Raw genomic sequence first — 15,351 nt, 5'->3', positions numbered from 1 at the left:
GCCTGCCGCGTTTTATCAGACGCGACTGCACGATCTCCTCCTCCCGTCTCCTCCCCCACGCTGACGCGCTGCGGTGGAGGATGTCGGCCTTGATGTCCTTGCCCATAGTGGTCGCCGGGGTCTGTCCGCCGATTTGCGGACAAGGAATAGCAAGCTGAGAGGAAAGCATCATGTCGAGCGTTACGTTGCGCAGTGTCTCCAAGGTGTGGGGCGAAACTGAGGTGTCGAAAAACATCAGCCTTGAGATCGCCGAAGGAGAGTTCGTGGTTTTTGTCGGACCTTCAGGCTGCGGCAAATCGACGCTGCTGCGCATGATTGCCGGGCTGGAAACCATCACCAGCGGCGATCTGTTTATTGGCGACAAACGCATGAATGAGGTGCCGCCCGCCGAGCGCGGCATCGGCATGGTGTTTCAGTCCTATGCGCTGTATCCCCATCTTTCGGTGGCTGAGAACATGTCGTTCGGCCTGAAGCTGGCTGGCACGCGCAAAGCGGAAATCCAGCAGCGCGTCAATCAGGTAGCGGAAGTGCTGCAGCTGGCGCATCTGCTGGAGCGACGTCCGAAAGCGCTGTCGGGCGGGCAGCGTCAGCGCGTGGCGATTGGCCGTACGCTGGTGGCAGAACCGCGCGTGTTTTTACTCGATGAGCCGCTCTCTAACCTTGACGCCGCGTTGCGCGTACAGATGCGCATTGAGATCTCACGCCTGCATAAGCGCTTGAAGCGCACCATGATTTACGTCACCCACGATCAGACCGAAGCGATGACGCTGGCGGACAAGATCGTGGTGCTGGATGGCGGCCACGTTGCCCAGGTCGGCAAGCCGCTCGAGCTTTATCACTATCCCGCCAATCGTTTCGTCGCCGGTTTTATCGGCTCACCGCGCATGAATTTCTTACCGGTAAAAGTTACCGCCACCGCCATCGATCAGGTGCAGGTGCGTTTACCGAATACCCAACTGGTGTGGCTGCCGGTCGACAGCGCGGGTGTGCAGGTGGGCAGCAACATGTCGTTAGGCATTCGTCCCGAACATCTGCTCTCCAGCGATATCGCTGACGTCACCCTTGAAGGCGAGGTGACGGTGGTCGAGCAGTTGGGACACGAAACGCAAATTCACATCCAGATTCCCGCCATTCGTCAAAGCCTGGTTTATCGCCAGGAGGACGTCGTGCTGGTAGAAGAGGGCGCCCTGATGGGCATCGGCCTGCCGCCGGAGCGTTGCCATCTTTTCCGTGAAGATGGCAGCGCCTGTCGCAGGTTGCATCAGGAGCCCGGTGTTTAGCCCTGCAAAACAATAAAAGCAATGACCTCAGGAGATAGAAAATGTTAACTCTGCGCAAACTCCCTATCGCGGTTGCTATCGCGGCAGGTACGCTCGCTGCCCCGTCGATGGCAGTCGATTTTACCGGCTATGCCCGTTCCGGCATCGGCTGGACCGGCAGCGGCGGGGAACAGCAATGTTTTCAGGCCACCGGCGCACAAAGTAAATACCGTCTGGGCAACGAATGTGAAACCTACGCTGAGCTGAAGCTGGGCCAGGAAGTGTGGAAAGAGGGCGATAAGAGCTTCTATTTCGATACCAACGTCGCCTATTCGGTTTCCCAGCAGAATGACTGGGAAGCGACATCCCCGGCGTTCCGCGAAGCCAACGTGAAGGGCAAAAACCTGATTGATGCGCTGCCGGGTTCCACCATCTGGGCCGGTAAGCGTTTCTACCAGCGTCATGACGTACATATGATCGACTTCTACTACTGGGATATTTCCGGTCCCGGTGCCGGTCTGGAAGATGTGGATCTCGGCTTCGGCAAACTCTCTTTTGCCGCCACGCGCTCCTCGGAAGCGGGCGGTTCTTACACCTTCTCCAGCGATCAGATTCGTGATTACGCTACCAGCACCGCCAACGACGTGTTTGATGTGCGTTTAGCGGGCCTCGAAACCAACCCGAACGGCGTGCTGGAACTGGGCGTTGATTATGGCCGCGCCAACGCGCGTGACGGTTATCGCCTCGAAGATAACGCCTCCAAAGATGGCTGGATGTTCACCGCCGAACATACGCAGAGCATGATGAAGGGCTACAACAAGTTCGTGCTGCAGTACGCCACCGATGCGTTGACTTCACAAGGCAAAGGCTTGCCGCAGGGCACCAACATCAACAACAGCGGCAGCATGTATCGCGTACTCGATCACGGTGCAATCAACCTCGCCGATCGCTGGGATCTGATGTACGTCGCCATGTATCAGAACACCGATCTGGATAACAACCGTGGTACCGAGTGGTACACCGTGGGCGTGCGCCCGATGTACAAGTGGACGCCGATCATGAGCACGCTGCTTGAAGTGGGCTACGACAACGTGAAATCGCAGCAGGTTAACGAGCGCAACGGTCAGTACAAAGTGACGCTGGCACAACAGTGGCAGGCGGGCGACAGCATCTGGTCGCGTCCGGCGCTGCGTCTGTTCGCTACCTATGCCAAGTGGGATGAGAAATGGGGCTACAGCAAAGACAGCTCAGGTGATTTGACCTCCTTTGCCTCTAACGACAGCAGCGGCAACGGCATTCTGACCAACAGCCGTGGCAACAACGACGAAGTGACATTCGGGGCGCAGATGGAGATTTGGTGGTAATGCTCCCGCTTGTGGCTTAACTGAGACCCTCTCTTTTTGGCGCGGCGCGCCATTGCCTGGTTCGCGCCGCAGCCTGACAGTTTTTTGAGGTTATACAATGAGAATGAAAAAAACGGTTTTTGCGCTCTGCCTGAGCACCGCGTTGCTGGCCGGTCAAAGTTTACCGGCGCTGGCTGATGTCAATCTGGTACCACAGGATCTCTCTGCAGCACCCACATTCCCTGCCGCCAGCCTGCAAACGCTGAGCTGGTTGCCGGTAGATACCTCCCGCACGCAGGTCACCACGCTGAGTGAAAACCACGCAAATCTTAACGCTGCGGGCGTGACGGGTTCGGTGGCCGCTTATAGCCTGCCAGCGAATATCGGTGAACTCACCATTACGCTCAGCAGTGAAGTAAAACAAAATCAGGTATTTGCGCCGAATGTGCTGGTGCTGGATGAGAATATGCGTCCAGCAGCCTGGTTCCCGGCGCGCTTTTTCACCTATCAGCAGCCGGGCGTGATGGCAGCGGATCGGCTGGAAGGCGTGATGAAACTGACGCCGGCGCTGGGTCAGCAAAAGATCTATCTGCTGGTGTTCACTACCGAGAAGGATTTGACCGAAACCACCACCTTACTGGACCCGGCGAAAGCCTACGCCCGTGGCACCGGCAATGCGGTGCCGGATATCCCCGATCCGATTGCTCAGCATAGCCGCGATGGAACGCTGAAACTCAAAGTGAAGACCAGTTCAGGTTCATCAATTCTGGTTGGGCCGCTGTTTGGATCATCGGGTCCTGCGCCGGTTACCGTCGGTAATACGCAGCCAGTTGCGCCTGCTACCTATCGTGCTGCCCCGGTTTCGGACGCAAAACCTAAACCGATCATGACGGATACCGAAGGTTACTTTAATCAGAACATCCGTGAAGCAGTTGAGAAGGGCAATATCGATAAGGCGTTGCAGCTGCTGGATGAGGCCGAGCGTTTAGGTTCCACCTCCGCCAGACACGTGTTTATCAGCAGTGTTAAAGGCAAGGGGTAATCCGCCCCGGCAGTGCTGATTTGTCCCATCTGGTGCGCTTCGGCGCACCTTTTTTTGCCAGGTGCGCATAAATGCGCACCCTACGATCCTGTAGGGTCGCCATTTATGGCGACCAGGTACATATAAATGCCCAATCAAACCCGCTTCCGCCGTTGATCAATATCCTCTAACAATGCGTTTATCTCCGCGTCAGCAAACATCTCCTCCAGCGAGGCGCTGAGTTTGCGCCGCCAGTTGGGATATTGGTTGGTGGTGCCGGGGATATTCACTGGGGAAGCCATATCCAGCCACTCTTCGGGTTGCAGGCCCAGCAGCGCGCTGTTGCTCTCCGCCAGATAGCGCTGCATCGCCGCACTTAACGCGCGATCCATCACCTGCGGTTCGGCCTGTTCGGGTAAGCAATTGCTGCGTTGCAGGCTCTTAAACAGCGCGCGTCGTGCGGCCAAACGCGACTTGTTTAGCCCGGCAAGGATCTGTTTATCGGGATACAGCCCCAACTCGCTGCCCAGCCGTAAATCATCGCTTTGCCACCAGCCGCGCAGGGTTGGCATATCGTGGGTGGTGGCGACCGCCATCGCCTGACGTGGCCAGCGGGCAGGGGCGCGAAAGGCCACTTTTGACGTCTGCTCAAAATAGAGCACTTTGTAGGAGTAGACGCCCGCCTGCTGCAGCTTGCCGATAATCTTTTCCGGCACCGTACCCAAATCCTCACCAATCACCATGCAGTGATGGCGCTGACTCTCCAGCGCCAGAATCGCCAGCAGATCGTCGATGGGATAATGGACATAGGCACCTTCCGCCGCGCTTTCGCCCTGCGGGATCCACCACAACCGCAGCAGCGCCATCACGTGATCGATGCGCAGTGCGCCGCAGTCGTGCATGTTGGCGCGCAGCAGCGCAATCCACGGCTCGTAGGCGCGCGCCTGCATAATCTGTGGATCCATCGGCGGCAATCCCCAGTTTTGGCCGAGCGGGCCGAGAATATCGGGCGGCGCGCCGACGCTGGCCTGCAAGCAGTAAAGCTCGCGATCGCTCCAGGTTTCTGCGCCGCCCTGCGCCACGCCCACCGCCAAATCGCGATATAAGCCAATCGGCATCGCCTGCTGCTGGCACACCGCCCAGCAGTCAGCGAATTGGCGCGCGGCCAGCCATTGCAGCCACAGATAAAAGCGCACTTCATAGGTGTGTTCGATGCGGAATGCGCGCACCGCTGCGCTGTCAGGCGACTGCAACGCCGCAGGCCAGGTTGTCCAGTCGTAGCGCTGAGGATCTTCGGCGATCTGAGCAGCGTGCAGCGCATCGAAAACGCCCTGATGCAGCAAACTTTCGCCGCCTTGCTGCATAAAACCTTCAAAGGCGGCAACCAGGCCATCATCCGCGCCGCGCTTCCTGAACTGCTGCCAGGCAAAGCGCAGCGCCTGCAGTTTGAGCGCGGTTACCGCTGAATAATCGACCCAATCAGCATCCCGCGCCGCCTGTAATGCCAGTTGCGTGCTGGCTGCTTGCCACCAGCGTTGCGCTTCTTCACTCAGCATAAAATCCTCAACGGCGGCGACGTCGATATACAGCATATTGAGCCAGCGCCGCGACGACGGGCTGTACGGACTGGCGCTCTCCGGCATTGCCGGGAACAGCGCATGCAGCGGGTTCAGCCCAATGCAGGCACCGCCGCGTTGCGCGACCTCGACCAGCATCTGCTTTAAGTCGCTGAAGTCGCCGATTCCCCAATTGGTGGCCGATCGCAAGGTATAAAGCTGAATGCAGGCGCCCCACAGCGATTGCCCTTGCTGGATGGCTGGCGGCTCGTAACAGCGAACCGGCGCGACAATAATCCGGCAGTGAAAGGTCTGCGGATGCGCTGTGTAGCTGAGCTGGTGATAACCCAAAGGCAGCGCAGGCAAAGCGATCGGCTGGTTGGCGATAGCGCGCCCTTGCCAGCTTTCGCCCTGTTCCGCGATCAGCTGCCACTCGCCTGCCATGCCGGGCGCAGGCAGCACAATCTCCGCGTGTTCTCCCTGCACGATCAGCACCGGCGGCAGCGGCGAAGCGTGCGGTTTCGCGGGATGCATCGCCGCCAGCAAACGCTGGCGGGTAACGGCAGAGACCGATTGCAGCTGACCGTGCGCGTCGATGTATTCACTGGCGATTTCGACGGTTGGTGTGATAGTGCTGTTCATCGCGCGGCCTGCCAGATGCGTTGCTGATAGTCGCGGATGGCGCGGTCGGCGCTGAACATGCCGCAGCGCGCGGTGTTGAGAATGGCGGCGCGCGTCCAGCCGTGCTGATCGGCCCACAAGGTTTCAGCCTGCGCCTGCGCATTGAGGTAGTGACGAAAATCGGCCAGCACCAGATAAGGATCGCCGCCTTTAGCGCTCAGGCTATGCAGCAGCGGCTCGAACGCGGTGACGTCGCCGTCGCTAAAGGTGCCGTCTTCTAACGCTTTCAATACCCGATCCAGCTGCGCATCTTTTTTGCGCCATGCGTCAGGCGAATAGCCTTCCGCTTTCAACGCGCTGACCTGATCGACGGTATGACCAAAGATAAAGATATTATCGGACCCAACCTGCTCGGCGATCTCCACATTAGCGCCATCCAGCGTGCCGATGGTCAAGGCACCGTTCAGCGCCAGCTTCATGTTGCCGGTGCCGGATGCCTCTTTGCCGGCGGTAGAAATCTGCTCGGAGATATCCGCCGCCGGGATCAGCCGCTCGGCAACCGAAACGTTGTAATCAGGCACAAACACTACTTTCAGGCGATCGCCAATGCGCGGATCGTTGTTGATGGTGGCCGCCACTTTATTAATCGCGTAGATGATGTTTTTGGCCAGCACATAACCCGGTGCGGCCTTGGCACCAAATAGAACCACGCGCGGCGTCAGGTTGGCCTGCGGATCGCTCACCAGCGTTTGCCACAGCGCGATAATGTGCAGCAGCGCCAGATGCTGACGCTTGTACTCGTGCAGGCGCTTAATTTGCACATCAAACATCGCCTCGGGATTCACCTTGATGCCGGTGCGTTCTGCGATCCATTGCGTGAGTTCCACCTTGTTCTGCTGCTTGATGGCGCGATACTGCGCCTGGAATGCGGCGTGATCGGCGTAGGTTTCTAACGCTTTCAGCTGATCGAGATCGGTAAGCCACGGCTGATCGAGAGTTTTAGTGATCAACGCCGCCAGCGCCGGATTGCATTGATTAATCCAGCGGCGCGGCGTGATGCCGTTGGTGACGTTATGGAATTTTTCTGGCCACAGCGCGTGATATTCCGGGAACAGGTCTTTCACCACCAGCTGCGAGTGCAGCGCCGCCACGCCGTTCACCGCAAAGCCGCTGGTGACGCAGAGATTGGCCATGCGCAGCTGATTGTTGTGCACCAGCGCCAGTTTCGCCCAGGTCGCTTCGTCGCCCGGCCATTGCGCTTCCACCTGCTTTTTCAGCTGCGAATTGAGTTGGTTAACGATCAGCATATGGCGCGGCAGCAGGGCGCGCACCATGCGTACATCCCAGCACTCCAGCGCTTCAGGCATCAAGGTGTGATTAGTATAGGCAAAGGTGCGCTGGGTGATGTGCCACGCCTCATCCCAGCTCAGCGCGTGTTCATCCAGCAGCAGACGCATCAACTCGGGGATCGCCAGCGTGGGATGGGTGTCGTTAAGTTGAATTACCTCATAATCCGGCAAGGATTCGATGCTGCGCCCGGCGCGCTGGTGACGGCGCAGAATGTCCGCCAACGAACAGGCGCACTGGAAATATTGCTGCATCAGGCGCAGCTTTTTGCCGTTGTCGTGATTGTCGTTGGGATAGAGCACTTTAGTGAGTTTTTCGGCCTCAATGCCCGGCTGCTCGGCGCGCAGGAAATCCCCGTTATTGAAGCGCTGCAGATTAAACGGCTGCGCATGTTTCGCCTGCCACAGACGCAGCGGCTGGGTGACGCCATTCTGATAACCCACCACCGGCAAATCCCAGGCTTCGCCGAGAATTTGCACCGCAGGCTGCCAGCGCACAACGCCATTTTGCGTGATGACTTTGCCGCCGAGATGCACCGGCACGGTTAGCGCCGCGTTGTGGTTAAACCACGGATAGCTATCGCGCTGCCAGTTATCCGGCATCTCCTGCTGTGCGCCATCAACGAAGTGCTGGCGGAACAGGCCATATTGATAATTGAGTCCGTAGCCGGTGGCGGGTTGTCCGACCGTCGCCATCGAATCGAGAAAACAGGCAGCGAGCCGGCCCAAACCGCCGTTGCCCAGCGCCGGATCGGTTTCACACTCCTCCACGTCGCTAAGCGTAATATTCCACTCGGCCAGCGCCGCGTTGACCTCGTCATACCAGCCGAGGTTGAGCAAATTGTTTCCGGTTAATCGGCCAATCAAAAACTCCATCGAGATGTAGTTAACGTGGCGTTGCGGTGTGGCTGATGGCGTCGCAGGCATCTCCGCCAGCATGTCGGCCAGTGCGCCACTCAGCGCCTGCCACCATTGGTTGGGCGTCATCTCTTGCGCATCGTGCAGACCAAAACGTTGCCATTGGCGGGTTAGCGCGTGTTTGAAACGGGTGCGATCAAATTTCATAATCAGTCCTGTAAGGGCGGAGGTGAATGTGCTTCATTCTGCGCGTCAGCCATTACGTGCTCCTCCTCCCGCACCAAATTCAGCGGGGAGGATGAGCGGGGAGGAGAGGCTGAGGGAAATCTTAAAGTGTGACAGGAATGTGATAACCGTCGCTTTTGTTAAGACTGCTTAATGGGTTCGCTTGCAATAGGTAAATGAATGTCTGAACGTATGTGACTATTAATTACGAAGCGTAAAATAATGATGCGCCACGTTTAGGGAGAAGCGTTCACCGATGTTAATACCCTCCAAACTTAGCCGACCCGTCCGCCTTGAGAACACCGTTGCGCGCGAGCGCCTGATGCAAAAATTGGGCGCGGCGGGCAATTACCGTTTGGTGTTGGTGACCAGTCCGGCGGGATATGGCAAAACCACGCTGATCTCACAATGGGCGGCGGGTAAAGCCAATCTGGGCTGGTATTCACTGGATGAGGGCGATAATCAACCTGAACGCTTCGTCGATTACCTAATCGCCGCTCTGCAACAGGCCACGCAGGGCGGCTGCGCCTCCAGCGAAGCGCTGGCGCAGAAACGGCAGTACATCAACTTAAATGCGCTGTTCGCTCAACTGTTCAGTGAGCTGGCGGCATGGCAGCAGCCGATTTGGCTGATCATTGATGATTACCATCACATCACCAATCCCGCGATTCACGACGCGATGCGCTTCTTTCTCCGCAACCAGCCGGAAAATGTGACGCTGATTTTGCTGTCACGTAATTTGCCGCAGCTCGGCATTGCCAACCTGCGCGTGCGTGAACAGCTGATTGAGTTGGGCAGCCAGCAGCTGGCGTTTACCCATCATGAAGCCAAACAGTTTTTTGATTGCCGCCTGACGACGCCGCTGGAATCGGAAGAGAGCGGGCGTTTGTGCGATGACGTGGCGGGTTGGGCGACGGCGTTGCAACTGATCGCGCTCTCGACGCGTCAGGGCGCCAGCTCTGCCCAGGATTCCGCGCGCCGCCTGTCCGGCATTAACGCCAGCCATCTGGCGGATTATCTGGTTGAGGAAGTGCTGAATAACGTCGATAGCGCCACGCGACAGTTCTTGCTGAAAAGCGCGCTGCTGCGATCGATGAACGACACGCTGATCGCCTGCGTAACCGGTGAAGAGCAAGGGCAGATGCGGCTGGAAGAGATTGAGCGTCAGGGCCTGTTTTTGCAGCGCATGGATAACTCGGGCGAGTGGTTTAGCTATCATCCGCTGTTTGGCAGTTTCTTGCGTCAGCGCTGTCAGTGGGAACTGGCGGCGGAACTGCCTGCGCTGCATCGCGCGGCGGCTGAAAGCTGGATGCGCCTCGGTTTTCCGGGCGAAGCGATCCATCATGCGCTGGCTGCCGGTGATGCGCTAATGCTGCGCGACGTGCTGCTGCAATACGCCTGGACGTTGTTTAATCAGAGCGAACTCACGCTGCTGGAAAATTCTCTCAAGGCGCTGCCGTGGGAGATTCTGCTGGAAAATCCAAAACTGCTGCTGTTGCAGGCGTGGTTGATGCAAAGCCAGCACCGTTTTTCCGAGGTGAGCAGTTTGCTGACGCGCTTTGAGCACTCCTGCAGCGAAGAGATTGATGATGTGCTGCGCGGCGAATTTAACGCGCTGCTGGCGCAGGTTTCTATCAACGACGGTAACGCCGAGGAAGCCGAGCGGCTGGCGTTGCTGGCGCTCGACGCGCTACCGGAAAGCCGTCAATACAGCTGCATTGTGGCCACTTCGGTATTGGGCGAAGTGATGCATTGCAAAGGCGAGCTCAGCAGTTCGCTGAAGCTGATGCGCCAAACCGAGCAGATGGCGCGTCGCGAAGAAGCGTGGAATTACGCGCTGTGGAGCCTAATCCAGCAGAGTGAAATTCTGTTCGCGCAGGGATTTTTACAGTCCGCTTATGAGATGCAGGATCGGGCGTTTGTATTGGTCAAAGAACAGCATCTGACACAGTTTCCGATGCATGAATTCCTGCTGCGTATTCGCGCGCAACTGTTATGGGCGTGGGGCCGACTCGACGAAGCGGAACAGGCGGCGCGTGAAGGGATAAAAGTGCTGAAAGGTTATCAGCCGCAGCAGCAGATTCAGTGCCTCGGCTTGTTAGTGCAGTGTTCGCTGGCGCGCGGCAATCTTGATAACGCGCGCAGTCACCTTAGTCGGCTTGAGAATCTACTCAACAACGGATCGCTGCACAGCGACTGGATCGCCAATGCCGATAAAGTGCGGGTGATTTTCTGGCAGATGACCGGCGACAGTCAAAGCGCCAGCAGCTGGATGCGCCAGACGGCAAAACCGGAGTTCGCCAATAATCACTTCCTGCAAGGGCAGTGGCGCAACGTGGCGCGCGCGCAGATCTTGCTGGGAAATATGAGCCAGGCCGAAGTGGTGTTGGACGAGTTGAATGATAACGCCCGCGCGCTCAACCTAATGAGCGACATGAATCGCAATCTGCTGCTGTTAAATCAGATCTACTGGCAAACCCAGCGCAAAGCGGAAGCGCAGCAGGCGCTGACCGAAGCGCTGAAACTGGCGCGCAGCACCGGTTTCGTCAGCCATTTTGTGATTGAAGGTGAAGCGATGGCGCAGCAGCTGCGTCAGCTTATTCAGCTCAACACGCTGGATGAGCTTGATAACCATCGCGCCAGACGCATTCTCAGTGAGATAAATAAATATCATCGCCATAAGTTTGCCCATTTTGACGAAGGTTTTGTTAGCCGCCTGATTAATCATCCCGATGTGCCGGAGCTGATCCGCACCAGCCCGTTAACTCAACGCGAATGGCAGGTTTTGGGGCTGATTTATTCGGGATACAGCAACGACCAGATCGCTGGCGAGCTGGATGTTGCTGCCACCACCATCAAAACGCATATCCGCAATCTGTACCAAAAACTGGGCGTGACGCACCGCGCGGAAGCGATGAATCAGGCGCAGTCGATGCTGCGGATGATGGGGTATGTGTAACAAATCGGTCGCCATAAATGGCGTAATGCCGCTCAGTTAAGCGCAGAGCGACTTTCGTTCGCTATCTGCTGAGGCAGTTGCAGTACTCTGGTGCGGCGACCGAGCAGAGGACGCCTGGCCGCGCCCTCTGCACTCCCGGGCCCTGCGCCAGCCCAACCCGCCGCTGCGCGGTACCTTCACTCCTTCACGATTCCTGACGGACCGGTGTCGATTCGCTCCTGCTCAGCGCCACCTCTCGCCGCATCCATGCGGCTCGCCCTGGAATCCCTCATTCGTTCAGCGGTTTAGGATGTCGCCTCAACCCCCGCGCTGCAGCAACTATGCATTTTCCTGATTTACCATCGCTACAAACCCCGTAGGGTCGCCATTCATGGCGACCTGGTGCGCATGAATACGTTCCCAACGAAAAACCGCGCCAATCCTCTGTAGGGTCGCCATTTATGGCGACCGAAAGACACCGAACTGACGAGCATTAAGATATAAACGGGCGGACCTACGTTGATTTGGCTGATTTTTTATGTGAGCCACTCTTCGCGGGTTAACTCCCATAATTCGTAATCGAGAACACCCGCCACATACTCTTTTTTACCGGTTTCTATCAGACGCATGCCAGAGTTACGTGAGATCATCACCGAGCCGGTATTCACCGCCGCTTTTGGCACGCGTAATACTTTGCGGCCCAGCGTTTTAAACCAGAAATCATTAACGGCGTTGCAGGCTTCACTCATGAATCCACGTTGCTGCCACTCAGGTACCAGCCAGAATCCGCGGTTATCATTTTCTCCATCACGCAGTTCGATCAGCCCAATTAATTCCTCAGGCCTCTCCTGGCGTCTGATACTCCAGCACCAGCATCGACCTTCCTTGACGGCGGGCAACACCACGTTATCGACATAATCCTGCGCGGCACCTTCAGGATAAGGCCAGGGTACATTGGCATTGAGATAACGCACGATCTCCCAGCGCGGGAAGGCGATTTGCATCGCCTGCCCATCGCGGCTTTCCAGCGGCTTCAGGATTAATCGTTCCGTTTTGATTTCTGGCGTCATATGTCCTCCATTTTGGGCTTTTGCTCCAGCCAGGTCATCGTCAATTAAGGTTTGTCCCTGTTATCTAGCCGTAGTTGCATAAATGTAAGATCCAGCCAGCGGCCAAATTTCGTTCCAACCTGTTTATTCTGTCCGGCATCGGTAAATCCTAGCTTGAGATGTAACGCGATTGAAGGTGTGTTTTCAGACTCAATGCCCGCCACCATCACGTGTTTACCTTGCGCGGTCGCATGCGTGATAAGTGACCGCATTAATGCTAATCCAATACCTTTTCCCTGTGCGGCGTTATGGACATAAACCGAATGTTCAATCGTATAGCGGTATCCATCCCACGGACGCCAGTCACCATAGGAAGCGTAACCGAGCGCAATATCATGCTCATCAACGGCGACCAGAACCGGAAATCCTGCCGATTGCCGATCTGACAACCATTTGATTCGGTTAGCAATATCGACCGTTTTATCGTTCCATATGGCTGTGCTGTTCTGCACGGCATGGTTATAAATATCCGTGATTACCGCTGCATCTTTTTCAACTGCCGGACGTATGTTCACCATAGACACCTCGCTGCTATGCCACTAAAGTAGACGCTTCGTACACTATCTTATATATCTACTATGTCAGACGAAAAATCCACTAAAGAAGATGATTTAAACGCGCGAATTGGCAAAAAAGTGAAGGCTGAAAGAGAAAAACGCAGCTGGTCGCTGACCGAATTGGCTGAGCAGTCAGGCGTATCACGGGCGATGATCCATAAAATTGAGCGGGGAGAAAGCAGTCCTACAGCAACGTTGCTGGCACGTTTGGCGGGTTCGTTTGATATGAGCATGTCGCAACTGATCGCGTTGAGCGAAGTGCAGACGGGCACATTATTGAAACAGCACCAGCAACCGGTTTGGCAGGATCCTGAAACGGGATATATCCGACGACATGTGTCGCCGGGGCAGATACCGCTCGATCTTGTCAGCATAGAATTGCCGCCCGGCGTTAGCGTGCCGATGCCGGTCATTTCCTATGTGTCGCGCCGTCAGCTTATCTGGGTTCTAGAGGGTGAATTACGTTTTCAAGAAGGCGATAAAATCTTCGAAATGCAGACGGGCGATTGTCTTGAATTGGGCGATCCTGCTGACTGTATTTTCAGGAATGACTCGGAACAACGTTGTCGTTATGCGGTAATCGTACTCAAATAAAAGCAGCAGCAGTTAAACATCCATTATTAATGGACGTAAAACTGCCGCCTGGATTGTACCTTAATGCGCACACCAGTTCCTGAGCGAATTAATTCCGCCATCCGGTGAGGTAAAACCTGAGCAACCTAATATTGAGTCGAATAACTTCTCGTGGAATACCGGCGTTTTGTCATTCTGCAGTTGCTGAAGTTTGGCAAAAGACGCTTTGTTATTACTGTCACTTAAAAACTTATCCGATGCCCAAACCATAATCGGCACCGTGCGTTGCGCCATTGGTGCATGATCGCGTGGCGTGCCGTGGAAATGCAGATTATCGGAAATCGATTCCCCATGATCAGAGGCATAAAACACGATGGCATTTTTATCTTTCAGGCTATCGAAAGTCTGCTTGAGAAAATAATCGGTATACAAAAGGCTATTGTCGTAGGAATTGATCATCTCCTGCGTGCTACAGGCATCGTCAATGCCCTGACACTCCGGTGTATAACGTGCAAACGCGCGTGGATAGCGTTCGGTATACATATAATGTGAGCCTTTGGTGTGAAGAATCACAATATGTTTCCCCTGCGGATGACGCTGAATTGAGTCCTGCAATTCATTAATTAACGCCATATCATCCACCGGCTTACCGACATTGCGCTTCTCCGCCTGAATAGATTCACGCATCGAATAACTGTCGGCCATGACTTTGTTATAGAACCAGGCTTCGCTCTGCATGGAATAGAGATCTTCAGAGAAGCCTTGCTTCTTCATCACCGTGAAGACATTCATCTCTTTCAGCGTGCGCTGCGGGGCTTCTGAAGCGCCACCTTCTCTGACAAACATACAGCGCAGCGAGAGCTTGGTGGAGGTATCGCAGGAATAGCCCTGCAAGTGAACCAGGTTTTTTTCGTGATCGAGATAAGGCGTGTTATCGCGATCGTAACCGTATAAACCCATATGATCGCGGCGGGCACTTTCACCAATCACAAACACGATATACAAGTTATCCGCATTTTTCGGTGGAACGTATTTAAAGTGTTCAGCGGGATCGTAAAGATTACGATTATCTTCAGCCTGGCTGAACGAACTATAAGCCAGCAAGCCAACGCCCGATAACCAGTTAGACGGTGAATAGGTACCCGCAACAATGCCGCCGTAGCTGGCCATCATGCGATTATTCTTCTTATCCTGTTCATCCTGCACCTTGCCCATTAGCGTTAGCGGCAACCAGCAACCTAATGCGGCGATAACAATGGCGATAGTTTTATAGGACCAGTAACGCTTTTTACTGATATTTGTTACTGGATTAATGCGCATTCCGCGCCAGATTAGCCAAAGCGGGACGATATTAATGATCACCATCCACAGCATAAAGTGCCAACCCACCGATTCCTTAGAAAGGTCTAATGAATCGGTGGCTAAAACTGCGGCTATAATTCCATAACCAATATCAATATTAAAGAAAATCATGTAATAACTGGCAGCGCTGGAGAATATCGCCAGCATGGTCATTAATACGCGCGACAGATATTTTCCGGTTAATGTTGTTAACAACGTTAACAGCATCACCAAACAAAATGCAGCGATGACCTCAGTCACTAATGAAAGGGTATTATCAAACTGCAGTTGCGTATAGCGACGGATGAAAATCGGAATATTAAGAAGTACGCCGATATAGAGCGAAATAAACGCCGGTATATAAAACTGCTTAACCCAACCCTTTTTAAACATGTATTCCCCGTTATTATAATGAACAACTAAATCACTTGCCTGTAAATTGACAGCCCTAGGTAAGAGGATGGATTTGGGGATCAGTTCAACCATTGCTGGGCCTAAAGTATGTTATAATGTAACAACCAAAGGTAGGCGCTTATGCCTCGATTAGGGCTCGCTACCACCACATTCCCCTCAGACTGCTAATCAATGCAGTGAAGATCCTCAT

The 15,351-nt window shown here is 55.2% G+C and carries 10 protein-coding genes; 5 read left to right on the top strand and 5 right to left on the bottom strand.

Annotated features, from left to right (window positions below):
- Positions 1 to 170 precede the first annotated feature (170 nt).
- From malK to malM, 3 genes are all read left to right on the top strand, one after another.
- Positions 171 to 1,280, top strand: a complete 1,110-nt coding sequence (gene malK / locus FHW71_RS16495; RefSeq protein ID WP_061719670.1) for a maltose/maltodextrin ABC transporter ATP-binding protein MalK — start codon at positions 171 to 173, stop codon at positions 1,278 to 1,280.
- A 41-nt stretch (positions 1,281 to 1,321) separates the two neighbouring features.
- Positions 1,322 to 2,623, top strand: a complete 1,302-nt coding sequence (locus FHW71_RS16490) for a maltoporin (RefSeq protein WP_179452535.1) — start codon at positions 1,322 to 1,324, stop codon at positions 2,621 to 2,623.
- 97 nt (positions 2,624 to 2,720) lie between these two features.
- Positions 2,721 to 3,644 (top strand): maltose operon protein MalM, encoded by a 924-nt coding sequence (malM, locus tag FHW71_RS16485; protein WP_179452536.1) that lies wholly within the window; start codon positions 2,721 to 2,723, stop codon positions 3,642 to 3,644.
- A gap of 134 nt (positions 3,645 to 3,778) precedes the next feature.
- Here malM and malQ read toward each other — a convergent pair whose 3' ends face one another.
- Complete coding sequence (malQ, locus tag FHW71_RS16480) at positions 3,779 to 5,821, bottom strand: 4-alpha-glucanotransferase (protein WP_179452537.1); 2,043 nt, start codon at positions 5,819 to 5,821, stop codon at positions 3,779 to 3,781.
- Positions 5,818 to 8,211: a maltodextrin phosphorylase gene (malP, locus tag FHW71_RS16475; RefSeq protein WP_179452538.1), complete on the bottom strand. Its 2,394-nt coding sequence runs from the start codon at positions 8,209 to 8,211 to the stop codon at positions 5,818 to 5,820. Before malP ends, malQ begins: the two co-directional genes overlap by 4 nt.
- Before the next feature lie 274 nt (positions 8,212 to 8,485).
- Between malP and malT the strand changes: the two genes are divergently transcribed.
- Positions 8,486 to 11,188 carry an HTH-type transcriptional regulator MalT gene (gene malT / locus FHW71_RS16470; RefSeq protein ID WP_179452539.1) on the top strand — a complete coding sequence of 901 codons (2,703 nt, stop codon included), beginning with the start codon at positions 8,486 to 8,488 and terminating at the stop codon, positions 11,186 to 11,188.
- A 515-nt stretch (positions 11,189 to 11,703) separates the two neighbouring features.
- Here malT and FHW71_RS16465 read toward each other — a convergent pair.
- Both FHW71_RS16465 and FHW71_RS16460 read right to left on the bottom strand, forming a co-directional pair.
- Complete coding sequence (locus FHW71_RS16465) at positions 11,704 to 12,237, bottom strand: GNAT family N-acetyltransferase (RefSeq protein ID WP_179452540.1); 534 nt, start codon at positions 12,235 to 12,237, stop codon at positions 11,704 to 11,706.
- A 44-nt stretch (positions 12,238 to 12,281) separates the two neighbouring features.
- A complete protein-coding gene (locus tag FHW71_RS16460; RefSeq protein ID WP_179452592.1) occupies positions 12,282 to 12,791 on the bottom strand; it encodes a GNAT family N-acetyltransferase in 510 nt (169 codons plus the stop codon).
- Between the two features lie 63 nt (positions 12,792 to 12,854).
- Between FHW71_RS16460 and FHW71_RS16455 the strand changes: the two genes are divergently transcribed.
- A complete protein-coding gene (locus FHW71_RS16455; RefSeq protein WP_179452541.1) occupies positions 12,855 to 13,427 on the top strand; it encodes an XRE family transcriptional regulator in 573 nt (190 codons plus the stop codon).
- 60 nt (positions 13,428 to 13,487) lie between these two features.
- On the opposite strand, the gene eptB is transcribed toward FHW71_RS16455, so the two are convergent.
- Positions 13,488 to 15,140, bottom strand: a complete 1,653-nt coding sequence (gene eptB / locus FHW71_RS16450) for a kdo(2)-lipid A phosphoethanolamine 7''-transferase (protein WP_179452542.1) — start codon at positions 15,138 to 15,140, stop codon at positions 13,488 to 13,490.
- Positions 15,141 to 15,351: the final 211 nt, after the last annotated feature.

Origin of the sequence: Enterobacter sp. Sphag1F (genome assembly GCF_014193275.1) — a bacterium.
Classification (GTDB): Bacteria; Pseudomonadota; Gammaproteobacteria; order Enterobacterales; family Enterobacteriaceae; genus Pantoea; species Pantoea symbiotica.
The sequence above is the reverse complement of the archived record's forward strand: the minus strand, read 5'-3'. Positions and strand labels throughout refer to the sequence as shown.

Coding starts and splice junctions, on each gene's coding strand:
- malM (WP_179452536.1), top strand. CDS start 2,721: ATGAGAATGAAAAAAACGGTTTTTGCGCTCTGCCTGAGCACCGCGTTG.
- malP (WP_179452538.1), bottom strand. CDS start 8,211: ATGAAATTTGATCGCACCCGTTTCAAACACGCGCTAACCCGCCAATGG.
- FHW71_RS16490 (WP_179452535.1), top strand. CDS start 1,322: ATGTTAACTCTGCGCAAACTCCCTATCGCGGTTGCTATCGCGGCAGGT.
- FHW71_RS16465 (WP_179452540.1), bottom strand. CDS start 12,237: ATGACGCCAGAAATCAAAACGGAACGATTAATCCTGAAGCCGCTGGAA.
- malQ (WP_179452537.1), bottom strand. CDS start 5,821: ATGAACAGCACTATCACACCAACCGTCGAAATCGCCAGTGAATACATC.
- malT (WP_179452539.1), top strand. CDS start 8,486: ATGTTAATACCCTCCAAACTTAGCCGACCCGTCCGCCTTGAGAACACC.
- FHW71_RS16455 (WP_179452541.1), top strand. CDS start 12,855: ATGTCAGACGAAAAATCCACTAAAGAAGATGATTTAAACGCGCGAATT.
- malK (WP_061719670.1), top strand. CDS start 171: ATGTCGAGCGTTACGTTGCGCAGTGTCTCCAAGGTGTGGGGCGAAACT.
- eptB (WP_179452542.1), bottom strand. CDS start 15,140: ATGTTTAAAAAGGGTTGGGTTAAGCAGTTTTATATACCGGCGTTTATT.